Source organism: Streptomyces roseifaciens (assembly GCF_001445655.1).
GTDB classification, from domain to species: domain Bacteria; phylum Actinomycetota; class Actinomycetes; order Streptomycetales; family Streptomycetaceae; genus Streptomyces; species Streptomyces aureoversilis.
In genome coordinates, this window is the sequence record NZ_LNBE01000004.1 from 2,426,550 (window position 1) to 2,451,608 (window position 25,059).

At 70.0% G+C, this 25,059-nt stretch carries 23 protein-coding genes and 1 pseudogene; 6 read left to right on the forward strand and 18 right to left on the reverse strand.

Annotated features, from left to right (window positions below; all coding sequences use genetic code 11):
• Positions 1–315: 315 nt before the first annotated feature.
• Entirely contained in the window at positions 316–1,596 is a 1,281-nt protein-coding gene (locus AS857_RS28140; protein ID WP_058045995.1) for an amino acid deaminase, read from the reverse strand.
• 227 nt (positions 1,597–1,823) lie between these two features.
• On the opposite strand from AS857_RS28140, the pseudogene AS857_RS28145 reads away from it, so the two are divergent.
• The 4 genes and pseudogenes from AS857_RS28145 to AS857_RS28160 form a co-directional block, all read left to right on the forward strand.
• Positions 1,824–2,942: pseudogene (locus tag AS857_RS28145) on the forward strand (sugar kinase); the annotation flags it as partial.
• A gap of 218 nt (positions 2,943–3,160) precedes the next feature.
• Positions 3,161–3,922 carry an IclR family transcriptional regulator gene (locus AS857_RS28150; RefSeq protein ID WP_058045996.1) on the forward strand — a complete coding sequence of 254 codons (762 nt, stop codon included), beginning with the start codon at positions 3,161–3,163 and terminating at the stop codon, positions 3,920–3,922.
• A gap of 7 nt (positions 3,923–3,929) precedes the next feature.
• Entirely contained in the window at positions 3,930–4,370 is a 441-nt protein-coding gene (locus AS857_RS28155; protein WP_058045997.1) for a RidA family protein, read from the forward strand.
• A 75-nt stretch (positions 4,371–4,445) separates the two neighbouring features.
• Positions 4,446–6,029: a GntP family permease gene (locus AS857_RS28160; protein ID WP_058045998.1), complete on the forward strand. Its 1,584-nt coding sequence runs from the start codon at positions 4,446–4,448 to the stop codon at positions 6,027–6,029.
• Between the two features lie 170 nt (positions 6,030–6,199).
• On the opposite strand, the gene AS857_RS28165 is transcribed toward AS857_RS28160, so the two are convergent.
• Positions 6,200–7,516 carry a M14 family metallopeptidase gene (locus AS857_RS28165; RefSeq protein WP_058045999.1) on the reverse strand — a complete coding sequence of 439 codons (1,317 nt, stop codon included), beginning with the start codon at positions 7,514–7,516 and terminating at the stop codon, positions 6,200–6,202.
• A 355-nt stretch (positions 7,517–7,871) separates the two neighbouring features.
• On the opposite strand from AS857_RS28165, the gene AS857_RS28170 reads away from it, so the two are divergent.
• Positions 7,872–8,837, forward strand: a complete 966-nt coding sequence (locus AS857_RS28170) for a trypsin-like serine peptidase (protein ID WP_079110686.1) — start codon at positions 7,872–7,874, stop codon at positions 8,835–8,837.
• A gap of 89 nt (positions 8,838–8,926) precedes the next feature.
• Here the strand turns inward: AS857_RS28170 and AS857_RS28175 are convergent, their stop codons facing one another.
• Positions 8,927–10,639 (reverse strand): chitinase, encoded by a 1,713-nt coding sequence (locus AS857_RS28175; RefSeq protein ID WP_420823973.1) that lies wholly within the window; start codon positions 10,637–10,639, stop codon positions 8,927–8,929.
• Positions 10,640–10,768: 129 nt separating this feature from the next.
• Between AS857_RS28175 and AS857_RS28180 the strand changes: the two genes are divergently transcribed.
• Positions 10,769–11,197, forward strand: coding sequence for a DUF3592 domain-containing protein (locus AS857_RS28180; protein WP_058046000.1), 429 nt, complete (start codon positions 10,769–10,771; stop codon positions 11,195–11,197).
• A gap of 12 nt (positions 11,198–11,209) precedes the next feature.
• Here the strand turns inward: AS857_RS28180 and AS857_RS28185 are convergent, their stop codons facing one another.
• The 15 genes from AS857_RS28185 to cpaB form a co-directional block, all read right to left on the reverse strand.
• The gene (locus AS857_RS28185; protein ID WP_063804376.1) at positions 11,210–11,785 is read right to left on the reverse strand and encodes a hypothetical protein; all 576 of its coding nucleotides are present in this window, start codon (positions 11,783–11,785) and stop codon (positions 11,210–11,212) included.
• 50 nt (positions 11,786–11,835) lie between these two features.
• Positions 11,836–13,848: a hypothetical protein gene (locus AS857_RS28190; RefSeq protein WP_216824015.1), complete on the reverse strand. Its 2,013-nt coding sequence runs from the start codon at positions 13,846–13,848 to the stop codon at positions 11,836–11,838.
• A gap of 136 nt (positions 13,849–13,984) precedes the next feature.
• The gene (locus tag AS857_RS28195) at positions 13,985–14,593 is read right to left on the reverse strand and encodes an OmpA family protein (protein ID WP_107105670.1); all 609 of its coding nucleotides are present in this window, start codon (positions 14,591–14,593) and stop codon (positions 13,985–13,987) included.
• A gap of 4 nt (positions 14,594–14,597) precedes the next feature.
• Entirely contained in the window at positions 14,598–15,146 is a 549-nt protein-coding gene (locus AS857_RS28200; protein ID WP_063278438.1) for a hypothetical protein, read from the reverse strand.
• Positions 15,147–15,254: 108 nt separating this feature from the next.
• On the reverse strand, positions 15,255–15,980 hold the full coding sequence (locus tag AS857_RS38140) for a pilus assembly protein TadG-related protein (RefSeq protein WP_079110688.1): 726 nt from the start codon (positions 15,978–15,980) through the stop codon (positions 15,255–15,257).
• An 11-nt stretch (positions 15,981–15,991) separates the two neighbouring features.
• Positions 15,992–16,267 (reverse strand): Flp family type IVb pilin, encoded by a 276-nt coding sequence (locus tag AS857_RS28205; RefSeq protein WP_058046005.1) that lies wholly within the window; start codon positions 16,265–16,267, stop codon positions 15,992–15,994.
• Positions 16,268–16,488: 221 nt separating this feature from the next.
• Positions 16,489–17,376, reverse strand: a complete 888-nt coding sequence (locus AS857_RS28210; protein WP_058046006.1) for a response regulator transcription factor — start codon at positions 17,374–17,376, stop codon at positions 16,489–16,491.
• 42 nt (positions 17,377–17,418) lie between these two features.
• Positions 17,419–18,780: a sensor histidine kinase gene (locus AS857_RS28215; protein ID WP_420823974.1), complete on the reverse strand. Its 1,362-nt coding sequence runs from the start codon at positions 18,778–18,780 to the stop codon at positions 17,419–17,421.
• A gap of 7 nt (positions 18,781–18,787) precedes the next feature.
• Positions 18,788–19,657 carry a DUF5936 domain-containing protein gene (locus tag AS857_RS28220; protein WP_058046007.1) on the reverse strand — a complete coding sequence of 290 codons (870 nt, stop codon included), beginning with the start codon at positions 19,655–19,657 and terminating at the stop codon, positions 18,788–18,790.
• A 31-nt stretch (positions 19,658–19,688) separates the two neighbouring features.
• On the reverse strand, positions 19,689–20,630 hold the full coding sequence (locus tag AS857_RS28225; RefSeq protein WP_058046008.1) for a type II secretion system F family protein: 942 nt from the start codon (positions 20,628–20,630) through the stop codon (positions 19,689–19,691).
• Positions 20,631–20,647: 17 nt separating this feature from the next.
• Complete coding sequence (locus AS857_RS28230; RefSeq protein ID WP_058046009.1) at positions 20,648–21,985, reverse strand: TadA family conjugal transfer-associated ATPase; 1,338 nt, start codon at positions 21,983–21,985, stop codon at positions 20,648–20,650.
• Positions 21,986–22,046: 61 nt separating this feature from the next.
• Positions 22,047–22,418 carry a TadE/TadG family type IV pilus assembly protein gene (locus tag AS857_RS28235; protein ID WP_058046010.1) on the reverse strand — a complete coding sequence of 124 codons (372 nt, stop codon included), beginning with the start codon at positions 22,416–22,418 and terminating at the stop codon, positions 22,047–22,049.
• A gap of 3 nt (positions 22,419–22,421) precedes the next feature.
• Complete coding sequence (locus AS857_RS28240) at positions 22,422–22,835, reverse strand: TadE/TadG family type IV pilus assembly protein (protein ID WP_058046011.1); 414 nt, start codon at positions 22,833–22,835, stop codon at positions 22,422–22,424.
• A complete protein-coding gene (locus AS857_RS28245) occupies positions 22,832–24,169 on the reverse strand; it encodes a CpaE/TadZ family protein (protein ID WP_079110689.1) in 1,338 nt (445 codons plus the stop codon). The genes AS857_RS28240 and AS857_RS28245 overlap by 4 nt, the downstream gene beginning before the upstream one ends.
• Positions 24,170–24,177: 8 nt before the next feature.
• The gene (gene cpaB, locus AS857_RS28250; protein WP_058046012.1) at positions 24,178–24,903 is read right to left on the reverse strand and encodes a Flp pilus assembly protein CpaB; all 726 of its coding nucleotides are present in this window, start codon (positions 24,901–24,903) and stop codon (positions 24,178–24,180) included.
• Positions 24,904–25,059 lie beyond the last annotated feature (156 nt).

Below are 25,059 nucleotides of genomic sequence, written 5' to 3' on the forward strand. Positions count from 1 at the left end.
GGGCGGCTGTCGCGACGGTCGGTTCGGCACCGCCGGGATACGCCGTCGTGGCCGGTCGCCGCCGCGGCGGCGGGAGCTTTGCCTGGCGGCAGGGAGAGGCGAGGGGCTGGGCCTCTCCCTGCCGCCGCGGCGGTGATCAGCCACGACGGTGCCGTCCGGGGGTGCCGTCCGGGGGTGCCGTCCGGCGGTGCCGGGACGGGCCTCGTGCGGATCGGCCCGGCACCGACGGGCACACGCGGTGGCCGGCGCGCGGCGGACACCGGGGCCCGGGCGGAGCCTGGAAACCCGGGCGGAGCCTGGAAGCCCGGGCGGGGCCTAGAAGAACGTACGGACGTAGTCCGTGACCGTGCCGTCCTCCGTGGCGAGCGGAATCAGCTGCCACTTGTCGAACACCGTGCACGGGTGCGACAGCCCCAGCCCCACCCAGTCCCCGACCTCCAGCTCCACGCCCTCCGCCAGTTCCATGAACGCGTGCTGGTCGGCCAGCCCGATCACGGTCATGCCCTCACCGCCCCGCACCGAGCCGTCCCGTGCCGAGCGCACCGCCCGTACCACCGGCAGGTCCAGGTCGTAGGGGACGTCGCGCTTGCCCGCGTTGAGGTAGGCGCGGCCCGGTTCCGGGCGGGAGACGACCTGGGCCCAGAGGCGGAAGGCGGGGCGGAGCTCGCCTTCCTCCGGGTGCCGGTTGAAGGGCGTCTTCTTCCGGTACGCGACGTCGTCGTGGGTGATGTACGCACCCGACCGCAGCAGCTTCAGCACCGGCGCCGACAGCTCCGGCAACTCCGCGAAGACCTCGGCGACCGCGTCGAACCACGCGCTGCCGCCCGCGCTGACGACCACCTGCTCCACACCGGCGAACCGGCCCGCCTTGTCGAACTCGACGGCCAGCGCGGTCAGCCGGCGCAGCCACGCGCGGACGAGTTCGCCGTCGGCGCCCGGGATCTCCGCCTCGTACCCGCCGACCCCGGCCAGCCGCAGGGTGCCCACGGAGGCCACGGCATCGGCCACGGCCGTGCACTCGGCCTCGGTGCGGGCGCCCGTGCGGCCACCCGCGGCACCCAGCTCGACGACGACGTCGAGCGGGCGGGAGGCCCCGGCCTCGCGGAGCGCGGCGTCCATCAGCTCGACGCCGCGCACGGAGTCGACGTAGGTGAAGAGGCGGAACTCCGGGTCGGCGTCCAGCTCGGCGGCCAGCCAGCGCAGGGCGGCGGCGTCCACGACCTCGTTGGCGAGGAAGACGCGGCGTATGCCGAAGGCGCGGTAGACACGGACCTGGGAGACCGTCGCGGCGGTGATCCCCCAGGCGCCGTGCGCGATCTGACGCTCCAGCAGCTGCGGGGCCATGGTGGTCTTGCCGTGCGGGGCGAAGGCCAGGCCGTGGCCGGTGGACCAGCGCTCCATGAGGGCGAGGTTGTGGTCGAGCGCCTCCGCCGAGAGGGCGAGCACGGGCGTGGTGAAGCCGCCCGTGAACAGCGAGCGGCGCTCAGCGGCCAGCGCACCGACGGTCAGGCCCTCGGCGTCCGGGGGCAGGCCCTTGAAGCGGTGGTCGACGCGGGTGTCCGCGAGGCGGGCGACGGCGTCGGTGGTGGCGGCCATGGAGCCTCCCGGGGAGTGGTGTGTACGTACATCGCGTGTCGGGTTGTTGCGCACTGTGCAACGCCCATTGCGTAGAGCGCTGGCTGCTGTCTAACATCCCGCCAAGTACGGGGTCAACGGTCATCTCGCGTCCTGAGAGCGACCGTGACAGGACGCGTACACAAGAGGCGTGCACAGGACGCGTACACAATGCGCGTACACAACCGGACCGGGGAGCGAGGCCGACCGTGACCGCAGCCGACGTCGTGTGCCTCGGCGAGTCGATGGTCGCGTTCCGTCCCGCGCGGCCGGAGCCGGGCCCCCTCGCCGGTGTCGCGTCCTTCGACCGGGGCATCGGGGGAGCGGAGTCCAACGTTGCCTGCGCACTGGCCGCCGCCGGGCACCGGGCGAAGTGGGTGAGCCGGGTCGGCACGGACGCCTTCGGTGACCACCTGGTGGCGGCGGTCGCCGCGTACGGCGTGGACGTATCGGCGGTCCAGCGGGATGCCGGGCGGCCCACGGGCGTGTACTTCCGCACGGCGGGGGAGCGGGGCGTGGGGCTTCCCGGGAGTCCCGGACCCGCCTCCTCCGCCCCCCTCTCCGAAGTCCTCTACTACCGCGCCGGGTCCGCCGCCTCCGCCATGTCGCCGGCCCTCGTCCGCCGCTCGACCGCGTGGTCCGGCCGCATCCTGCACCTCACCGGCATCACCGCCGCGCTCTCCGCCGGCTGCCTCGCCCTGGTGCGCGACCTCACCGAGCACCGCCCCGGCCGCCCCCTCGTCTCCTTCGACGTCAACTACCGCCTGGCGTTGTGGCGGGATGCCCCCGATGGGCCCGATGCCCCCGCCGGGTCCGAGGCCTCCGCCGGGTCCGGCGCCTCCCACGGACCCGCCGTCCTGGCCGCACTCGCCCGCCGGTGCGACCTCGTCTTCGTCGGCGAGGACGAGGCGGAGGCGGCCTGGGGCGTCCGCGGCGCCGCGGCGATACGGGCCGCGCTGCCCGAGCCGCGGGTCCTCGTCGTCAAACACGGGGCCGCGGGGGCGACGGCGTACGTACGCGGCGCCGCCGCCGGCGCTCCCCACGCCGACGCAGCCGTCTTCGTCCCCGCCCTCTCCGTCGACGTCGTCGCGCCCGTCGGCGCCGGGGACGCGTTCGCCGCCGGTTTCCTCTCCGGCACGCTGCGCGGGCTGACCGTCGAGCAGCGGTTGCGCCACGGCCATCTCATGGCCGCCGCCGCGCTCACCTCCCCCGGCGACCTCGCCGCCCCGCCCCGGCGCGACCTCGCCGACCGGCTCGCGGCCCTCGGCGCCGAGGAGTGGGGGAGGCTGCGTCTCGGCCCGGGCTGGACGGAGACGGCGGCTGCGGATTCGACCGTGGCCGTGACCGCGGCCACGGCCACGGCCACGACCGTGACCGCGGACCCGGCGGTGGGCCGGGAGGCAGGTCAGGCGGCAGGCCAGGCAGCGGGTCAAGCCCAGGCAACTGCACTCCCCGAGCCCACTGACCCCACTGACCCCACCGAGTCCGCCGAGTCCACCGGGGCCACCGGACCCGGCCCCGGGCCCGCCCCCGCGAAGGAACGCACATGAGCCAGACCGTCGACCGCGCCCTGCGGATCCTGCCGCTGCTCGCCGAGGGGCCGGCCAACCTGGAGCAGGTGGCGGCCCGTCTCGACGTCCACAAGTCGACCGCGCTGCGCCTGCTGCGCACCCTCCACGAGCACGGCATGGTCTACCGGCAGCAGGACCAGCGCTACCGCCTCGGCACCCGCCTGTTCGCCCTCGCCCAGCAGGCCGCCGAGAACCTCGACGTCCGCGAGATCGCCCACCCGCACCTCGTCGCGCTCAACGAGCGGTGCGGGCACACCGTGCACCTCGCCGTGTACGAGGACGGCGAGGTCCTCTACATCGACAAGGTCGAGAGCCGCTACCCCGTACGGATGTACTCGCGCATCGGCAAGCCCGTCGCGATCACCGTCGCCGCCGTCGCCAAGCTGCTCCTCGCCGACCTGCCCGAGCCCGAGCGCCGCGCCGTCGCCGAGCGCCTCGACTACCCCGCCTACACGGCCCGTTCGACGCCGGACGCCGCCGCCTTCCTCAAGGAGCTCGCGACCGTGCGCGAGCAGGGCTGGGCCACCGACTTCGGCGGCCACGAGGAGTCCATCAACTGCGTCGGCGCACCGGTCCGCGGCACCGACGGGCGCGTCGTCGCCGCCTGCTCGATCTCCGCGCCCAACGTCGTCGTGGGCACGGGCGAGCTCCTCGAACTCCTCCCGCTGCTGCGCCGCACCGCGGAAGCCATCAGTGCGGAGTACTCCGGCACCACACCGCCGCCTATCAGGAAGTAGTCACGCCATGACCGAGAACACCGAGAACGCCGGGAACACCGGGAACACCGGGAAGATCGCCATCACGCCGGCCACCCACACCACCCCGCCCGCGAAGTTCTCGCATGGTGTGAAGAAGGGCAACATCCTGCAGGTCGCCGGGCAGGTGGGCTTCCTGCCGGCGGTGGAAGGGCAGCCGCCGACGCCCGCCGGGGACACCCTGCGCGAGCAGACGCTGCAGACCCTCGCCAACGTCAAGGCGGTCCTGGAGGAGGGCGGCGCGACCTGGGAGGACGTGATCATGATGCGGATCTACCTCACGGACACCGCCCACTTCGCGGAGATGAACGCGATCTACAACGAGTACTTCGCCGACCTGAAGTCGGTCCCCGCGGCCCGTACGACCGTCTACGTCGGCCTCCCCGCCGGCCTGCTCATCGAGATCGACGCGCTCGCCGTCCTCGGCTGACGGCCGTACCGGGGCCGGGGGGTGCTCGTCGTGTCCGTCACGTCCGCCATAGCCGTTACGCCCGCTGCATCGGTCATGCCCGTCACGTACGCGGCCGAGGGCCGCACCGGAGGGCTCCTGGCCCTCGTGCCCGGCACCGCCGGTCTGCTGACCGTCGCCGCCCTCGGCATCGCCCTGCTCCTGCTCCTGATCATCAAGGTCAGGCTGCAGCCGTTCGTGGCCCTGCTGGCCGTCTCGGTCGCCGTCGGCCTCGGCGCCGGGCTGTCCGTGACGGAACTCTTCGGCACGGTCCAGAAGTCCGGCGCCGTCCCGCTCGTCGAGGCGGGCATGGGCGGCACCCTCGGTCACATCGCCGTCATCATCGGGCTCGGCACGATGCTCGGCTCGGTCCTGGAGGTCTCCGGCGGCGCGGAGGCCCTCTCCGCGCGGCTGCTCGCCCTTTTCGGCGAGCGGCGCGCGCCCCTCGCGATGGGGGTGACCGGGGTGCTCTTCGGCATCCCGGTCTTCTTCGACGTGGGCATCTTCGTCCTCGCGCCGATCGTGTACGCGGCCGCGAGGCGCAGCGGGAAATCGATTCTGCTGTACGCGCTGCCGCTGCTGGCCGGGCTCTCCATGACCCATGCCTTCCTGCCGCCCCACCCGGGCCCGGTGGCCGCGGCCGGACTGCTGCACGTGGACCTCGGCTGGGTGATCCTCATGGGCGCCGCGGCGGGCGTGCCGGCGGTCCTGGCGGCATGGGGGTACGCGGCGTGGATCGGCCGCCGCGTCTTCGTCCCCGTACCGGCCGACATGGCCGAGGCGGCGGAGGAGGCGAAGCGGGCGGTGGCCGCGCAGGGCCATGCGCCCAGGGAATCCGGGGAATCCGGGGAATCCGGGGAACGGGCCGGGCCGGAAGGACGGGCCGCGCTCGGGGAACGGGCCGCGCCCGGAGGACGGGATGCGCCCGAGGGGCGGGCCGGGTCCGAGAACCCGGCCGCGCCCGAGAAGCCGGTTGCGCTCGGCACCCTGCTCGCCGTCATCGGTACGCCCCTCCTCCTCATCCTCCTCGCGACGTTCTCCTCCGTGGCGTTCGCACCGAGCACGGGCCGCTCGGTGGTGGAGTTCTTCGGCCACCCCTTCGTGGCGCTGACCATCGCGCTGCTCCTGGCGTACTGGCTGCTGGGCCTGCGGCGCGGCTGGTCCCGCGCGTCGCTGGAGGCCGTCTCGACGGCGTCGCTGAAGCCGGTGGGGAACATCCTGCTCGTCGTCGGCGCGGGCGGGATCTTCGGCGCGGTCCTCAAGGGCAGCGGGGTGGCCCGGGCCCTGGCCGGCACGTTCGACGGCGCGGGGCTGCCGGTCATCGTCCTGGCCTGGCTGCTCGCGGTCGTACTGCGGGTGGCACAGGGCTCGGCGACGGTCGCGATCGTGACGACGGCGGGCATCGTCGCCCCGATGCTCTCCGGCAGCGACTCCTCCCAGGCCCACCTGGCGCTGGTCATCGTGGCGGTCTCGGCGGGCTCGATCTTCGCCTCGCACGTCAACGACGGCGGCTTCTGGATGGTGGCCAAGTACTTCGGCATACCGGAGCGGGAGACGCTGAAGTCGTGGACGGTGCTGGAGTCGGTGCTGTCGGTGGCGGGCTTCGCGGTGGCGGGGGCACTGAGCATCGTGATCCCGTGACCCTCGTGATCCAGTGACCCTCGTAACCCCGTGACCCTCGTGATCCCGTGACCTCCGTGATCCCGTGACCTCCGTGGTTCCGTGCCCCCCCGGTGGTTCCGTGATCCGACGATCCCGTGACGCGGCCCCGCGGGCCTCTTCCGGCCCGGCGGGGCCGCCCGTACCGCGGGCTACTGCTTGCAGTACTGCGCCTCCTTGCCGATGACCCGGTACATGCAGTCCGACGCCTCCAGCAGCTTCAGCACCGCGTCGCGGTTGCGTGCGGTCTCGCGGCCGATGACCTCGTCGGGCGGGTAGAAGCCGCCGCCCGCCCCGCTCTCGTTCGGATACATCTCGAAGGTGTACGAGAAGATCCGCTGGTCGCCCCAGAGCCAGTCGTCGATCGTCCCGTCGGTGACGTAGAGGTCGCTGGACTGCTCGGGCGTGTAGCCGTTGCTGGCGGCCATGGACTTGCCGAGCGTCGCGTAGACGTCGTGCTCGTCCTGGGTCATGCCGGGGCCGGTGTCGCTGTACGTGTAGCCGAACGGCCACAGCACCAGCTCGCTGTACGTGTGGAAGTCGATCCCGGCCTTGATCTGCTGCTTGCCGCCGACGATCCGGCTGCGCGCGAAGTCGGCGACGACCTTCACCTCGGGCGCGGACTCGGGGGCCGAGCCGCGGTAGGTCTCGGAGCCGGTGCTGCCGGAGGAGCCGTTGCAGCAGCCCCACTTGAAGTTCCAGTTGCGGTTGAGGTCGGTGCCGGTGCTGCCGGATCCGGCGTTGGGCTGGCGGTTCTTGCGCCAGCTGCGGTACGAGCCGGTGGCGATGTCGTATTCGCCGCCGTCGGGGTTGACGTCGGGCACGACCCAGATCTCGCGGCTGTCGACCATCTTGGTGATCCGCGGGTCGCTGCCGTACTTGGAGCCGAACTCCTTGAGCAGGTAGAGGGCCATCTCGACGGTGAGGTGCTCGCGCGCGTGCTGGTGCGCGGTGAAGAGAACCTCGGGTTCGTCCTCGTCGGCGGCCACGTTGTCGCTGATCTTGACGGCGACGATCTCGCGGCCCTCGTGCGACTTGCCGATGACTTTCTTGCTCATGACCGCCGGGTACTTGGCGACGCCGGCGTCGATCTCCGCCATCGCCTCCCGGTAGTTGTGGAATCCGGCGTCGGCGGGCGGGAAGTCGTACGGCTCGGGGGAGCGGCCCTCCGTGCGGTCCGGCGGCCCGGGCAGACGGCTGACCTTGTAGCCCATACGGCGGATGCGCTCGGCCTGGGCGGCGTCCGCGGTGATCACGACGGAGCCGTGGCGCACGGCGTCGATGGCGGCGCCGGTCGCGGCCACGGCGGTGCGCTGGGCGGCGGTACGAGGGCCGGTGACCTCGTACGCCTGGGACCTTCCCTCGGTGGTCTTCTCCTCCGTGTCCCGCGAGGCGGCGGGGACGGCCAGGGCCAGGGTGAGCACGGCGGCGAGGGCGGTGGCCCATCTGCCGTGCGAGCGGGGTCGCATGCGGTCTCCTGGGGGGTTCCGGTAGTGCGACGGGTGGGGGGTGTGCGCGGGTGGAGCAGGTCGTGCAGGGCATGCGTGTGGTGCGTGGCCCGCGGGTGGTGCATGGCGTGCGGGTTCTGCGGGGTGTGCGTAGGGTGCGGGTAGTGCCCGGGGGCGCGTGGTCAGTGTCGGAGGATGTCATGAACTGGTCAACGCGTCCGAACGGGAGATTCAGGCCAACTTCCCTTTCACTTGCGACCGGTTGATTGCGCGCGCCCTCAGGGGCACCAACAATGCACACGTCAAAACCGAACGGAACTTCGGCCCGGATCCGGCCCGGGCGGCCCGGATCCGTCTCAGAGAGGAACCACCCCCCATGAGAAGACCTCTCGTCGGCGCGCTCACCACCACCCTCCTCCTCGCCGGGGCCACCGTGGCCGGCACCGGAACCGCCACCGCCGTTTCCCCGGACGGGGGCGCGGCCGCAGCCGCAGCCGCAGCCGCGGCCACGAGCGCGAGCGTGAGCGCGAGTACGGACGCCGGCGCGTATGTGTCCGCGAACGCGTACGCGAACACGTACGCGAGCGCGAACGCCAAGGGCACGCCCAAGGCGGTCGACTTCGCCGGCACCGTGGCGCTCAGCAACTGCTCCGGCTCCCTGATCCGCCTGCCGAGCTCGTCCGACAACGACCCCGGCCTCGTCATGACCAACGGACACTGCCTGGAGACCGGCATGCCGGGCCCGGGTGTCGTCTTCACCGACAAGCCGTCCACCCGCACGTTCAGCCTGCTCGACTCCAGCGCGAACAAGGTCGCCACGCTGCGCGCGACCAAGATCTCGTACGCGACGATGACCGACACGGACGTCACGCTGTACGAGCTGAACACAACATATGCCCAGATCAAGCAGCGCTACGGGATCAACGCGCTCAGCCTGTCGGCGGACCACCCGGTGAGCGGTACGCCGATCAAGGTCGTCTCCGGCTTCTGGAAGCGGATCTACAGCTGCAACGCCGACGGCTTCGTCTACCGCCTGCGCGAGGCCGACTGGACCTGGAAGGACTCGCTCCGCTACACCCCGTCGTGCAACACGATAGGCGGCACGTCCGGCTCGCCGGTGATCGACGCGAACACCGGGAAGGTCGTCGCCATCAACAACACGGGCAACGAGAGCGGCGAGCGCTGCACGATGAACAACCCGTGCGAGGTCGACGAGAACGGCCAGGTCACCGTGCGGAAGGGCATCAACTACGCCCAGGAGACGTACGGCATCGCCAAGTGCGTCAAGGCCGGGAACAAGGTGGACCTGAGCCTGCCGGGCTGCGCGCTGCCGAAGCCCTGACCGTCCTTCGCACCCCCCTCCCTGTTGCCGGACGGGCCTGCGGGCCCGTCCGGCAACAGGGGACGCGCGGGGCAGGGCGCCGGGAGGGCCTACGGCAGCCCGTGGACGTGCGGCCCGACCGCACCGGACCAGGCGTTGCCGGCCGCGGCGTCCCAGTTCGTCGACCACGTCATCGCCCCGCGGATCCCGGGATACGTCCTCGACGGCTTGAACGCACCGCAGCCCGTTCCCTTCGCCAGGCAGTCCAGGGCGTTGTTGACGACGGACGGCGACACGTACCCGCCGCCCGCCGCGCGCGGAGAGGCCGGCAGGCCCAGGCCGACCTGCGAGGGGTCGAGGCCGCCTTCGAGCTGGATGCAGGCGAGCGCGGTGAGGAAGTCGACGGACCCCTGCGCGTAGACCTTCCCGTCGCAGCCGTTCATGGAACCGCTGTTGTAGTACTGCATGTTGACGACCGTCAGGATGTCCTTGATGTTGAGGGCCGTGCGGAAGTAGCCCGCCGACGTCGACTGCATGTCGATCGTCTGCGGCGCCATGGTGATGACGAGCTTGCTGCCCGCCTTCGCCGAGAGCGCGCGCAACGCCTGGGTCATGTAAGTCGGGTTGAGGCCGTTCTCGAGGTCGATGTCGACGCCGTCGAACCCGTACTTCTGCATCAGGGCGAAGACGCTGTCCGCGAAACGGGCGGCGGAGGACGCGTCGTTGACGGTGACCGTGCCGCGCTCGCCGCCGATGGAGATGACGACGCTCTTGCCGGCCGCCTGCTTGGCGGCGATGTCGGCCTTGAACTGCGCCTCGGAGTAGTTCAGCGCGGGATCGAGCCGGAAGTCGACCGCGCCCGGCGTCGCGGTCGCGTCGGCGAAGGCGACGGCGATGATGTCGTACTGGCTCTGCACGTCGCTGATCTTCTGGACGGTGGCGCCGTTGCTGAAGTTCTGCCAGTAGCCGGTGACGGCGTGCTTGGGCAGGGAGGGCCCGGGTCCGGGCCCCGGATCGCCGCCGCCCGGGCTCGTCGTGGCCGTCACCTCGCCCGACTTCGGCGACTCGCCCGCCGCGTTGGTGGCGGTGACCTGGAACCGGTACGAGGTGGAGGCCGCGAGCCCGCCGACCGATGCCGAAGTCCCCTCGGTCGAAGCGACCTTGGCGCCGTCACGGTAGACGTTGTAGCCCGTGGCCCCGGCGACCGCGTCCCAGGACAAGGACACGGAGGAGGCCGTCACGGCCCCGGCCTTGAGCCCGCCCGGAGCACCCGGCACCGGCTCGCCGGGCTCGCCGCCGGGCCCCGTGAGGGTGATGTCGTCGGCGAAATAGGCGGCCTGTCCGTACCACCCATGGGTGTAGACGGTGACGGAGGTGGTGCCGGGGCCCGTGGTGAAGGAGGTGGAGAGCTGCTGCCAGGAACCGGCGGACGGCGTCCACGTCGAAACGTCGGTGGTCCCGGTCCCGCTCGCGCCGAGGTACACGTAGGAGCCCTGAACCCATGCGCTCAATGTGTACGAAGCGTTGGGCTGCACCGCGACGGTCTGCGCGCACCGAGCCTTGTCCGCCCCGGCCGGAACGGCCTTGAGCGCGCCGCTCCCGGTGTGCGCGGGCGAGCCGACGACGGCACCGCTGCCGCCGGAACACGTCCAGCCGTCCAGGCCGGACTCGAAGCCGGGGTTCTTGGTGAGGTTGCCGTCACCCGCGGCCCGCGCGGGCCCCGCGCCGAGGGCGGGGAGGCCGGCGAGTGCGAGGCCCGCGGCCAGGAGGGTGCAGAGGCGGGCTGTGCGGCGTCTGTGGCGGGGCAGGCGTGAGTGCTCCACTGGTGCCTCCGGTGGGGAGTGGGAGAACAGATCCGGGTGGTGTGGGGGACGGCGGCCGCCGTGGCGTACAAGCTGGTCCAGACCATTTGCCGTGTCAAGAGTCCCGGCAGCCATTACTAGGCTGAGGACATGACAACCCTGATTGTCCTTCTGCTCTTCGTGGCGGGAACCGCGTGGGTCCTCTACAAGTGCGTGCGTGAATTCCTCACGGCGCTGAGGTCCGTCTTCTTCGGACAGCGGGCGGAAGGCCGCTGCGTGCGCAGCTACGGGACGGAGGGGTCCGACGGCTTCACGCGCATGCACCACGTCTACGGCTTCACCACGGCCGACGGCCGGGCGGTGGAGTTCGAGGAGCCCACCATGCTCATGAGAGAAGGCAAAAAGGTCACCGTCCGCTACCGGGCCAAGGACCCGGAGCGGACGGCAACCGTCATGGGACTGCGCACCATTTCCCCATTGCTCGGGGGCCTTTTCGGGATATTGGTGAGCGGTTCCTTCTTTCTGGTCAGCCTGGTGGTTCTCTGGATATACGTGACGGAGGAGTGGCTCAAGCACTAGCGGACAGGGATGTCAGCCGGTCACCTTGATGGACTTCAGGATCTCGTCCAGGTCGGCCTGGGAGAGCTTCCCCTTCGGCGCGGTGATCCGTACGACCCAGGGCTTGTCGTTCTTGTCCATGCCGACGATGTCGACGGCGGTCATGCCGGTGCCCCGAGGAGGGGACCCGCCGGCACCACTGGACTCGAACTCGTGGTCGATCCGCGTGGCCCGGCTCGTCCCGGAGACCTTGATGTCCTCCTTGCCCTTGGCAGCGCCACCGAATGTGTACTGGGCGTCCGCGCCCGCCACCGCCAGGTCCAGGTCACTGGTCTTCATGAACTCGACCTGCGCGATGATACGGACGACGGTCTTCCCGCCTTCCACCAGGTCCGCCTCCGCCGTGGCCGACTTGGGCAACCTGTCCTTGGCCAGTTCCTTGAACCCCTTCGGGTAGGCGACGCTGACCTGCTGTGCGTCCAGTGTCTGCCATCCCTCCGGGAGGGCCGCCCCGCCGCTCTTCGCGCTACCGCAGCCGGTCATGAGGAGCCCTGCGAGGGCAGTGGTCGCAGCGGCTGCAGCGGCGCGGCGTACGGTAGTGCTGATCATCGAGTCTCACCCTCTGTGCGACTGTCCGGTAGTGGTATCACTTGATGCTGCTACTTTGAGCAGAGTGTCATCGGAAGGTAACTCCGCTTTCCGTCCCGCGGGGCGCCGAGGAACTCCGCGTCCTTCTGGCGGACCTTCTCCTTGCTGGCTTCGAAGTTCGCGGTGTAGCCGAAGGAGGCTACGCCCAGGTTGAGCTCGGCACCGAATTCCCCGGCATCGGTCACACCGTCATAGGTGAGCCGACTGGACCTGCCGTCGTCGAACAACAGCTGACCGAACTTGTCGTCGTCGCCGGGCCGGTCCGTGGGGGCCTTGTCGGAGGCCAGCAGTGCGAAGGGCGACTTGTACTTACCGTTCCCCTTCAGCCAGTTCTCGGCGATTTCCCGCTGTCCGGGGGTGCTGATGTCCAGTGTGGTGGTGACGACCTCGGTCACGCTCTCCTTGCCCGATCCGCTGAGCGACCCCTTGCCCCTGGATTTGCCGGCGTTCCTGTTGTCCTTGCCCTTGCGGTTTTTGTCCGGGACCTTCTCCTCGTCCGCGGCCTCCTGCTTGGCACCGCCCTTGCCGGAGTCCTCCTGGGTACGAGTCATGATGATCCGTTTCAGGTGGTTGTTCTTGTCGCGGGTGACCGTGATGGCTCCGGTGATGCCGAGCCCGTACTCTGCCGAGACCTTGGTCCCCTCCACGCTGGCTTCTCCACCCGTGCTGCCTTCCACCTTGAATGCAAAGGTCTGGGACGTGGTGTCGTTGATGCCGTCCTTGGTGATCGTTACGGTGGGGGCGACCTTGACCTTGCCGCCGAGCTTGGCCGTGGTCTGATCGTCGATCGAACCGGAGATCTTGAGTTCGCCAGATCCCTCAAGACCGATCGAGCTGTACGAGAGATGGCCCGCGTTGACCGTGTTGTTGACTTCCTTCTGCAGCTCCCCGTAGTGCTTGGCGGAGTTTCCGGCAACCAGAGGCGAATCCCTGGCGTACTGCATGCCGGCCTTGGCGCTGTCCAGTTGCTCCAGCTTCTCGCGGAACTTGTCGGCTTCCTCCTGGCTGTCGAACTGCCAGGTGTCGCCGCCCGTGACCTTTACACCACCGGCAATTTCGACCTCGGACGAACCTTCCTCGTCGAGCTTGCCCACCTTGGCGCCCCACTTGGGGGTCAGGGTGATGCCTGCCTTACCGGCGTCGCTGAACGTGAGCCGGACCTTGTCCTTGTACACGGGCTTCCCGTCCTTGCCCACGACGGGATTCCCGTTCTTGTCGACCTCGCGGACCTTGAACTTCTGCTGCTGGAAGCCGTACTCGTTGCCGAACTTGAACCAGGCGATCTTCACTTCCTGGCCCGCCATGCTGCTGGTGTTGGCGGTGTTGCACATCGTCGGCTCGAAGTAGGAATCGGGTTTCTTCGCCTCTTCGATCTCGCGAGGCGTCTTGCAGTTGCCGCCGACCGCCTGGCAGATCTTCGCCTTGATGGTGTCGGCGACTTCCTTGACCACACCGGTGGCGACCAGGCTTGCCACCACCGCCACGACCACCACGACCGTGCCGATGTATTCCGTCGCGGTCACGCCCGAGTCGTTCCAGGGGTAGTCGTCCCTGCCTCCGCTCGACCGGCCAAGCCGTCCGAGCACGAGCCCGGCAGTGCCGCCCAGGACGAAGGCGGCGGCCGCCATGCCGATGCCCTCGGCCACGAGGAGGTCCCACCCCTCGACGAGGGCCCGGGTGCAGGTGATGGCCGGAACTCCCAGTGCCGCCAGCAGGTATACCGGTACGGAGTCCCTGTGCGGCTCGGGAAGGAGGCGCCCCGCCGCCCAGACCGCCAGCGTGACGTACAGCGTGTTGGGAACGTAGATGACGGCGACCCGCCATCCGAAGGAGGCGAGCCGCTCTGCAGTCGCGAGTTCGTCGAGGATCGCGGCATTGAGCAGCAAGCCGGTCGCGAAGAGGACGACGACCGCCGCCGCCCAGGAGCGCATCAGGGCGAAGAGGACGTTGGACTTCTGCCGGGGTGGAGTCCCGTAAGAGCCGTATGTCTGACTGGAGCCGTATCTATTGCCTATGCCGCCCATTCCCCCGAGCCCTCTGTTCTTGATCGTTTGGGCTCACGTTAATCGGCGGTGATCAATGGGTCGTGGGCCCGTGGGCCCCATTCGGGGCCCAACGCGACGTGGGATTCGGGTACCTCGGGGTGCTTGTGGGCGGCACTCAGTTGGCGCGCGGGAAGGAGACCTCCACGCGTCGGTTCTGCTTGCGGCCCTCTTCCGTGTCGTTCGACGCGACCGGAGCGTCCTCGGCGTAGCCGCGGATCTCGTAGCGCACCTCGGAGCCGAGCGACTTGGAGAGCTCCTTCTGCACCGCGTCCGCACGCTGCTTGGAGAGCTCCATGCCGTGCTCGTGCGTACCGAGGTTGTCGGTGAAGCCGAACACCTGGACCTGGCGGGCGTTCTGCTTCTTGATCTCGTCCGCGATGGCCCTGATGCGGTCGTTCGCCTCGGGGTTGAGGTCGGCGCTGTCCTTGCCGAAGAGGACCTCGGCCTGCAGCTGGAACTTCACGTCGGAGTTGGTGTCCTGCCGCTGTTCCTGGCCGCTCTCGTCACCCACGATGCTCTTGATGTCCAGCACCTTGGGCGGCCCGAGGGTCCTGCCCGGCTCCAGCTTGAGGCCGGGGTCCTTGGGGTCGATCTTTCCGGCGAAGGCGGAGGGGGCGTAGGTCACTTCGTCTGCCAGGGCAACAGGCGCGGCGGCGGCCGTCAGGCCGACCGCGAGGGTGACGGAGACGACCCAGACCGAGCCCCGGCTGTGGAGCCTCTTCATGCGCTCACCCATCCGTCAGCGTCAGGGCGACGGACTGGAAGGTCGGGATTTGCAGGGCCACCTGGGTCGTGGACTTCGGGGGCGCCGGGAACTGAATGTAGACCTTCTGCTCCGACTTTTCCTCAATGACGGGAATGCCCGTCGTGGCCAGCGGCCGGTCCTCCGTGTCCCGCAGCGTGTAGTAGCGCTTCTTCTCCTTCTCGTCCACGAGCGTGGCCCCACCGAGGGAGCTGCCGCCGGCCCCTCGGATCACGTTCAGCTCCGGCCCTGACCACACCTGCGTGTCATAGAACTTCTCATCCGCCGTGTTCTTCAGGTTGCCGTTGAGCGTGACGAACCCACCTGAACTGCGCGTCACCGAAGTGATGTCGAGGACGATGCCCTTCGGGCCTTTGAGCGTGGCGATCACCTTGGTGTCGTCCGGCCGCTCGGCCTGCGTCTCCTGCTTGGCCCGACCGTCCTGCCCACCCGGGTCGGCACGCTGGGCGCTCTGGTCGGCCTTCGGCTTCTCTTCCTTGTCGTCACTGCCGCAGGCGGACAGCGTCAAGGCCATTGCCGCCACCAGGGCGGCACCCGCAACAGTCCGAGGTGCCCGGGCACGTTGCCACACGCTCATCACTCATCGTCCTCTGGTTGTCGTTCGCAAACCGGCGCGCATGTATCAGTCGGCAAGTCTGACGGAGAACAGGTCTGTAACTCCAGGGAGGTTCCCCGGCTCGCCGGGGTTCTTGGGGTCGATGTCCCAGGTGCGGCCATCGGAGCAGTGGAGTCGCAGTGGCTTCGGCTCCGGCTCCTTGCTCGTTCCCGGAGCCGGCGTCCCGCTCGGCCCCGGGTCTTTGCTTGTTCGCGGCTTCGGCGTCCGGCCGGCCTCGGGTGCGCCGGTGGCTCCGGGATCCTCCACTGGTCGCAGCGCGCACACCCGCGGCACGATGACCGCGGTGGCGGTCGCCTTCATGTGCCGTTTCTCCGTACCGGGGACGACGGAGCCCCCGATGGACTTCTTGGACTGCAGACTGACGGTGAAGCCCGTACGCCCGTCGTTGAGCGGTCGGCAGCCATCTGGACCGTTGCCCATCTCGGCTTCATTGCTTTCTGCGAAGCGCCTCGCCGCCGCGCAAGCCCTCTCGGTGAAGACGTTTCTGCCGTTGAGTGCGCGTTGCCAGGTTGCTGGATCGCTGAGGGAAGCGAGCAGGCCTGCGCGGAGTTGCTCCCGGGCATCCCGTGCGGCCGCCAGTGCCGCAGCGTCCGCCGCAGACTGTGCGCCGTTGCGGGACACGGCGGCATGACCGACCGCGACATAGGCGAACGCGAGGAAGAGCAAGCCCGCCACCACCGTGATGTAGATGGGGAGAGCCTGCCCTGCCTCGCGATGCGGCCGCGCAGCCAATCGAATCGGAGCTACTTGTTGGTTTCCTCCGGCTTCTTGGGCTCCTTGCCGATCTTGTCGGTCCCGTCGATTGCGCTCATGATCTTCTTCTTGATGCTGGTGCCGATGTCCGTGAAGCCGACGATGGCAGCCAGGATCGCCACCACGACGACGATCATGCCGATGTACTCCACCGCGGTCTGCCCCTTGGACCGCTCGCGACGGAACATCCGGTCGATGACGGTGTCCCGCCACTCCACCACGTGCACTTTGGTGTCGACGGCCGCCTTCAGCAGCATGTCGTTCATGGTCTTCCCCTCCGGCCTCAGCCGGCGCCATGCCGGCTTCTACGTCAGTCCTGGTTCCATCAGCGCCTCCGGTCGCCACCTGACCGGCCTCCCCGACGGCAGCAGAAACGTACGCCGGAACCCCACGTCTGAACATGGGTCCCAAGACCCAAACTCGGGCCCAAAGGCGTGCACCGCCCACCCGCCCGTTCACGTGGGCCCCCTTCACCCACCGCTGTGCGTCAGCCATGCGCTCTTCCTCCCCCGCGTGTCGTCCCGAGCCAGAGGGCGATGGCCTGACTCCGGTTCTCGGTCCGCAACTTGGTGAAGATGCGGTTGATGTGGTTCTTGACCGTCTTCTCGCTGATGAAGCACGTCGCCGCGATCTCGGCGTTGGTCATTCCCGCGGCGATGAGGTCCATGACCTCCTCCTCCCGCCGGCTCAGCGCGTACTGGGCGGGTTCGGGCGGCGGCGCAGTGGAGCGGGCGTGGTGGTGTTCTGCGGCGGAAGCGCCCCTCCCAAGCCCGTCCGGCAGCTCGGGTGCACCGTTGCCCCGGTTGGGCGCTCCCCGCACGTGGGCGAGCAGGGCCGTGGAAGCCGTGGCAGTGAAGTGCGCCCTGCCCTGCTTGATGTTGCGTATGGCCATGACGAGTTCGTCGGCGGTGAACTCCCCGTGGACGAGGTAGCCGCCTGCCCCCAGACGCAGCGCCTCGTGCACGATCTCGGCTTCCTGGCTGTACGTCAGCATCAGCACGGTCGTCAGCTGCACGAGGTACGGGAGCGCCGAGATGCCGTCCACCTCGGGCATCCGGACGTCCAGCAGGACGACGTCCGGGCGGAGCCGGTAGGCGGCGTCATACGCTTCGCGGCCGTTCCCCGCCTCCGCCACGACCTCGATGTCCTGGCGGCCGGACAGGAGGGCGGTGAGCCCGGCCCGTACGACCGGGTTGTCGTCCGCAACCACGACGCGGAGCGGAGCCTGCTGAGGAGCCGTGGCAGCCGCGAAGAGGTTCCGGGGATCCTGCGGTGCTGCGGGGGCCGCAGGAGGAGACGGCTGCTGCTGCGGAAGTGACGGCGGGACGTGGGGATACGGCGGCTGCGCCGGACTGTGCGACTGCCGGTTCTGCACCGTGTGCCCTCCTCTCGGTGAGGGGCGGAAATCGACGGGGGACTAGCGGGCTGCCGACCGGTCGGTGCGGCCGGGCACCGGAGGGCCCACTGCAACAGGCGTTGGGCCCAGAGCCGCGAGTGGGAACTCCAGGCGCACCTCCGTGCCCTCCTCCGCGCTCCCCTTGCCGATGCGGATCCGGGCACCGATCCGTGCCGCCCGCTCCACCATCCCGACCAGACCGAAGTGCCCGCTCCGCTTGAGCTCCTCCAAGGTCGTGCCGGGAGGCAGGCCGCGGCCGTCGTCGCGGATACTGATCCGCAGGGCTCCTTTGACCACCCCCACGGATACGTCCACCTTCGAGGGGCCGGCATGACGGTGGGCGTTCTCCATCGCCTCGGACACGATGGTCAGAAGGTGCCGCGCAACGGCGTGGGGAACCACGGGGACGGCCGCGTTACCGACCGGGCGGCACGAGGCGCTCAGCCCGGACCGGTGTGCGAAGTCGGCGACGCGGGCGGAGAGCTCGACGGTGACATCCACGCCGCCGTCCAGGCCCGATTCGCGCCTCAGGTCCGACAGCAGTTCCCGGGACTCCGCCGCCGCTCGCCGCGCCGAGCGGCTCACCAGCTCGGCCTGCTCCTTGAGCCGCTTCGGGTCCATGCGGTCGGCGGAGTGGGCCAGTCCGTCGGCCGCGAGCGCGAGCCCGTGCAGGGTCTTGGCGACCGAGTCGTGCATCTCCCGGGCCAGGCGGGCGCGTTCGCTCTGCACGGCCTCGGTGACGGCGAGCCGGGATCGGGTGTCGGTCAGGGCTTTACTGGCTGCGCCGAAGCGCAGGACCAAGCGCCGCAACGTTACGCCGACCGCGCCCGCGAGGATGCACACCCCGGGCAGCAGTGCGGCTCCGTCCATGCTCAGCTCGACGCGGCGGTCTCCCACGTAGGCGAGACCGACGATCAGCAGCGTGAGCGACGCGAAGATGCCCGCCCCTCGCCAGCCGTATACGAGCCCGGCGAGCAGAGGGGTGCAGATGGTCACGTAGGCCAGCGGGCTCTCCGGCGTCGCGGTGAAGAGCATGAGTGCGCCGAAGACGGTGTCCAGGCCGAGCAGCGCCGGGTGCTTGAGCAGCAGCGGGCCGAAGCGCTCCCAGTCGCGGATCAGGATGTACGAGCCCATGAAGGTGAAGAGGATCGCGGAGCCGACCAGCCAGGTAGGCCAGCCGCGTCGCACTCCGTACAAGGAGAAAGGGGCTGCCAGCGCAATCATTGCCAACCGGAAGCCGAAGACCTGTCTGCACAGCGCCTGCAGTGCGGACAGCTGAATCCTGAGTGCCGGCTCGTTGGACGCGAGCTCCTCGGGCTCGGAGGCGCCGCCGGAGACGATCGCGGCCGATGGTCGCGGGCGCGAGTGGTACGCCGTGGTCACTTTCCCCCTACCCCAGCAAGCCCGAGCCGAAGAACATGCCCGTGCCGATGAGGATCATCGTGGCAGGGACCATGATCATCGTGACGATGGTGGTGGCCTTGGGCACGGCCTTGGCAGCCTTGCGCCGTGCGTTCTGTGCGTCCGCGCGCCGCATGTCGTTGGCGATGGCCATCAGCGTGTCGACGATCGGCGAGCCGAGCTCCTCGCCCTGCTGCAGCGCGGTGACGAACATCGCGACCTGCTCGGAGTCGTTGCGCTTGCGCAGCTCGTCGAAGGCCTGGCGGCGGCTGACGCCCATGTCCATCTGGCGCAGGGTGATACGGAGCTCGTCGGACCACGGGCCCTCGTACTTCTCGGCCGTACGGTCGAGGGCCTGCCGGAAGCCGAGGCCCGCAGAGACGACGACGGCGAGGACGTCGAGGAAGTCCGGAAGCGTGCGCTCGATGGCCTCCTTGCGGGCGCGGACGGCCGACCAGAGGCCGACCTCCACCCACACGGCACCGAAGGCGAACATCACGATCGCCAGCAACACCTTCCCCCCGGCCAGCATGACCAGTCCGCCGATCCCGCCCGTGACGCCGTAGACGAACCGCCGTGCGGCGTACCGGTCGATGGTGAGGCCGCCGGGGTTGCCCGCCATGTCGATGCGGCGGCGGGTCTTGTTCACCCGCTCGGGCCCCATCATGCGCAGCACCATGGGCGCGTAGCGCATGCCCAGGCGGTCGATGAGGGAGCCGGCGGCGTTGGTCCGGGTGGCGCCGACCTCCAGGGCTACGGCGAGGTCCGCGGGCAGCTTGGCGTCGGCGCGGTAGAGCCGGAGGCCGTAGAAGATCCCGACGATGGAGAGGGCGAAGACGAGTGCGAGCAGGAGTCCCATGGTGCAGCTTCTCTCAGATCTCTCAGGTCTCTCAGACGTCGATCTTGCCGAGGCGGCGGACGAGGAAGAACCCCAGCCCGTAGAGGCCGATGGACACGATCATGGCGCCCTGCCCGATCACCGAACCAGTGATTTTGTCCAGGGCGCCCGGCCAGATGCGGTCCATTATGAGCAGGGCGCCGAGCCCCATGCCGGGGACGATGTACGCCGTCGCGGTGACCTGCGAGAGCTGGGTGCGCACCTCGCGGCGGGTCTCCTTCCGCTCCTCCAGGGTGACGGTGAGGCTGCGCAGCGAGCTGACGACCGTACCGCCCGCCTTGTTGGAGAGGACGAGGGTCGTGACGAGGACGACCAGTTCCCGGGACGGCAGCCGCTTGGCGAGTTCGTCCAGCGCGTCGTCGAGGGTGTGGCCGACGGCCAGCTGATCGGCGACCCTGGCCAGCTCGTCGCCGGCCGGGCTTTCGAGCTCTTCGGCGGCCATGGCGAGGGCGGTGCGCAGGGCGAGTCCGGCCTGGGTGGCGTTGGCGACGACGCGGGAGAGCTCGGGCAGCTGGTTGATGAACCTCTCGTTGCGCTTCTGCCGCTGCCAGTTGAGGTAGGCGAACGCTCCCCAGAGTCCGGCGATCGCCGCGATGGGGCCGAAGAACGGGGCCAGAAGCATGCCGGCGATCACCCACATGCCGACGGTGGCGCCGATCATGCCGACGAAGAACTGCCCGGGCGTGATGCGCAGCCCCGTGGCGGCGAGCCGCAGCTCGATCTTCTTGCCGAACGAGGTCTTGCGGATCCGGCGGTCGATGCCGCGGAAGGCCGGGCGCCGGCCGCCGGTCCGTACCTCCGGGCCCTGCTGGGTGAGCCGGTCGACCAGCGCCTCGCGCTGGGCCCTGCCCGTCGCGTACACGTGCACGCCTACGATCGCGAGCACGCAGCACAGCAGCGTGGCGCCGATCGCCAAGAGCACAAACTTGTCCATGTCCGTTGGCAGACTTCCTACTTGGCTTCTCGCGCGGCGAGCTGATCGTCGGACTCGGCCACCCCGAAGGCGGGCGGGACGGGCTCGTTCTTGAGGTAGAGCCGGTCGGCCACCCGGCGCGGCAGCGGGAAGTAGGCGAAATCGCCGTACACGACGCCGTCCGCGGACATCGGCCGGGCGGTGAACCGGCTCACCGTGACGAGCTTGTAGTCCTCCCGGCCGCGGGAGTCGAGGATGGCCACCTCGCTGATCTTCCTCGAACCGTCGGCATTGCGGCTCAGCTGGACGATGACGTCCACGGCACTGTTGATCTGGTCCTTCAGCGCCGCGAACGGAATCTCGACCTCGGACATCGAGGCCAGCGTCTGCAGACGCATCAGGGCGTCCTCGGCGTTGTTGGCGTGGACGGTGGCCAGGGAGCCGTCGTGGCCGGTGGACATCGCCTGGAGCATGTCCAGCGTCTCGCCGCCGCGGACCTCACCGACGATGATGCGGTCGGGCCGCATGCGGAGTGAGTTGCGGACCAGGTCGCGAATGGTGATCTGGCCCTTGCCCTCGACGTTCGGAGGCCGGGACTCCAGAGTGATGACGTGGTTCTGCTGGAGCCTGAGCTCCGCCGAGTCCTCGATGGTGATGATGCGCTCGTTCTCCGGGATGAGCCCGGAGAGGGCGTTGAGCAGGGTCGTCTTCCCGGAACCGGTGGCCCCCGAGACGATGACGTTGAACTTGGCGCGGACCAGCGCGGAGAGCAGCGCCAGCATCTGCTCGTCCAGGGAGCCCAGACCGATCATCTCGCGCAGGGTGTAGGCGCGGGGGAACCGGCGGATGGTCAGCGTCGCGCCCGACAGGGCAAGCGGCGGGATGATCACGTTGACGCGTTCGCCGGAGGGCAGACGGGCGTCGACCATCGGGTTGGACTCGTCCACGCGGCGGTTGACCGTGGAGACGATGCGCTCGATGGTCTGCATCAGCTGCTCGCCCGAGGCGAAGCGGAGCGGCAGCTGCTCGACGCGGCCCGCGCGCTCCACGAAGATCTGGTCCGGCCCGTTCACCATGATCTCGGTGATGGAGGCGTCCTCGAGGAGCGGCTCCAGGATGCCCAGGCCCAGCGCCTCGTCCACCACGCGGCGGATGAGCTGCGAGCGCTCGTGCGTGGAGAGAACAGGTCCCTCCCGGCTGATGATGTGGCCGAGGACGCGCTCCAGCCGGGCCCTGCGCTCGGCGGTCGCGAGCGAGGACATCTCCGCGAGGTCGATCTCCTCGAGCAGCTTGGCGCGGTAGACCGCGACGAGATGGTTCTCCTCGTGCTGCGTGCCGCCTGCCTCGGGTGCGTTGATGCGCGCCCTCAGGCTCATATTCGGGGCTCCTTCTGTCTCGTGCCCGGCTGAGGGCGGATCATGGGCGGGTCGAGGCGGATCACGGGCGCGCCAAGTCGCGGGGCATCGTGACGGTCTTGGTGGTGCTGCCCAGGCCGAACCCGATGATCGACGGAATGGACACTTCGGCGGACACGGTGGCCTCGTCGACTCCGATCCGGCAACGGATCTCGGTCCTCTTCGCCACCCAGCCGCTGATCGCGGCCTCGCCCGCCCGCCGGCACCCGTTCTCCATGCCGGAGCGGCCGGCCGTACGCGCTGCGGCGCGCGCCGCCGTACCCGCCTGCTCCATCGCGTACATCGCGATGCCCGTCTGGATCACGGCCAGCCCGATCAGGATCAGCACCGGAAGCATGCCGATGAACTCGACCGCCGCCTGTCCCCGGTCACCGCGACCGGCGCGTTTCGCCATGCCTCATCCCTCCTTCGCCACGGCCGCCCTGCCCCTGATCGGGACGGGGAAGCTCGCGAGGCCCGGGAAGAGCACGGGTACCTCCAGCTCGACCTCGGCCTCGTAGAGGCTGTTGCCGTGGGCGTCGCCGCACCGGATGTCGGCCGAGTCCTGCCAGGAGGCACCGAGGCTGTTCCTCGCTCCGTTCCGGCAGGCCGCCTCGCGTGCCCCTTCGGCCGCCGTGGCTCCCTTGTGGGCCCCCTGGTCGGCCGCGTGCCCCGCCTGCGTGTACGTGTAGCCGGCCAGCACGCACTCCCAGAGCAGGAGCAGCACCAGGAGGATCAGCGGCAGGATGCCCAGGAACTCGACCGAGACCTGTCCCCGGTCACCGTGGTCACCGCTCGCGGGGTCGCGCAGCCGCGCCGGCCGGGTCCTCATCGTCCGGTCCCGTCCGGCTCGCCGGGCGGGGAGTCCGGAGATATGCCGCCGCCGTCGGCACCGTCCCCGGGGTGCCCGTCTCCGCGCCGCCGGCGGAAGCCCACGGCCCCCCGGTCGCTGCGGTACCTCGCGCGCCCCTTCCTGCCGGCCGCGTGCTGTGCGGCGCTGCGCACCAGACCCAGCTCGCCAGCCAGACCCCACATGGCCTGCTTGACCACGCTCCGGCTGTCGAGGTCCTGCATCCGGCCCGCGTCCACCACGGGCTGCAGGTCCTTGAAGTGGGCGGGGACGGCGGTACGGGCGATCCGGGTGCCGACGATGCGCTCGATCAGCGGCGGCTGGATCTCGGTGTTGCGTACGGCGCGGTTGACGACGGTGATGGTCTCCTCCGCCTTGCGGACCTGGAGCCGCTCCCACATCCGCACCATGCGCCTGGCCGCTCGTACGGCGACGACGTCCGGAGTGACGACGAGTGCGGCGACGTCCGCGACCTCGATGGCAGCGGTGTTCGCGCCGGTCATCTGGGAGCCGCAGTCGATGACGACGACCTGGTACCGGCCACGGAGCGCGCTGACGAGCTGACGGGCCGTCCGCTCGCTGACCTCCTCGGCGCGCTCCCCGTCACCCGGGGCGAGCAGCAGGCCCATGCCGGTCTCGTGGTTGAAGACGACGTCCTGGAGGACGCGCGGCGTGATGTCGTGGATGTCGGCGAGGTCGGCGACGGACCGCCGGAACTGCACGTCGAGGTACGAGGCGAGGTCCCCGTTCTGCAGGTCCAAGTCCACCAGGGCGACGCTCCGGCCGGCGGCCCTGGCGGCGAGCGCCATCTGGATGCTGATGACCGACGTCCCCACGCCGCCCTTGGCGCCGGAGACCGTGACGACCGTGCCGCCGGGGCCGCTGGGGGCGCCGACCTCGGCGGTCAGGTGCTTGCGCACGCCGACGGCCCAGTTGCCCGTCGCCCGGACCCGCGCCACGAGCTCGTCGTACGACAGGGGCAGGCCGACCAGGCCGCGCGCGCCCGCGTCCATGGCGGCGGAGATCAGCGCGGGGCTGGTGTCCGCCGTGATCAGGATGACCCCGACCGCCGGGAACCGCAGCGCCACCTCGCGCACGAGCTCCAGCGCGGGAACCGGACCGATCCGCTCGTGGACGAGGACGACCTCGGGAAGGTCGGCCATCGACTCGTGGGCGAGCTGCGTGAGGGTGTCGATGAGCTGGGTGGAGTTGGCCGCCGGCTGGGCGGGGTCGGTGTCCGGCAGCTGGTTCAGCAACGCCGTCACCGAGCGGGCGGCGTCCGCGTCACCGACGGCCGGGAGGATTCTTGTGGCCATCCGTTACCTCACTTGTCGCCGTTCAGGGTGTAGTCCCGCTGGTTCGGCGGGATGGTCGTGTCGCTGCCCGGCGCGACGAGCGCGAGGCGGACGTGGGAGGCGAAGGACTCGGCGTAGGCGATGCGCTGGGCGTCGAGGGTTTCCAGCGCGAAGGTGATCGGCACGGCCGAGCCGCCGGACTGCGACTCGCCCTGCTTCGGGGCCAGCGGGGTGAGCTTGCCGACGTCGATCACCTTGGCGTTGGTGACAATGACCTTGGAACGGGGCTGGGCGGCGCTTTCCGCACCGTCACCCTTGCCGGTCGCAGACGCGAACGTCGCGTAGATGTTCACGGTGGCACCGGGGGTGATCTTGCCGGCGACGCCCGTCACGGCGTCGATCATGATCGCGATCTCCTGCTGCCCAGGCTTGAGCGCGGGCCGGTCGGCGATCATGTCGGACTGCAGGAGAGAGCCCGCCTTGAGCGGATTGACCGCTATCTTGCCCGTGACCTCGTCCAGATTGGTCACCGCCGTGCTGGGCAGCCACCGCTTGGGGAGCGAGACCTGCTTGAAGTCTCCGGCCTCCAGTGCCCGGTACGCGGGGACGTCCGCCGCCAGCTCGTACGCCGTGACCTCGGGCCCCACCTTGGAGTCGACGTCGTTGATCACCGAGAGAACACCGATGAATGCGGCGAAGGCGCACACAACGGAAAGGAGGAGCAGCATGATGCCGCGGCGCTGGCGTGAGTTCATGGTTGCGGACTACCTCGTTCAAGGGTGGATTCGGTGAGCAGCGGTGCGGGACGCGCTGGGCCTTGCTCAGTACTCGCTTCGTGCTCGGGAGAAGTGCCGCGAGTGCGCGCCACCTCGGCCGCGCGGCGGCGTGCGGCCGGGAGGTGCCCTCTGCGG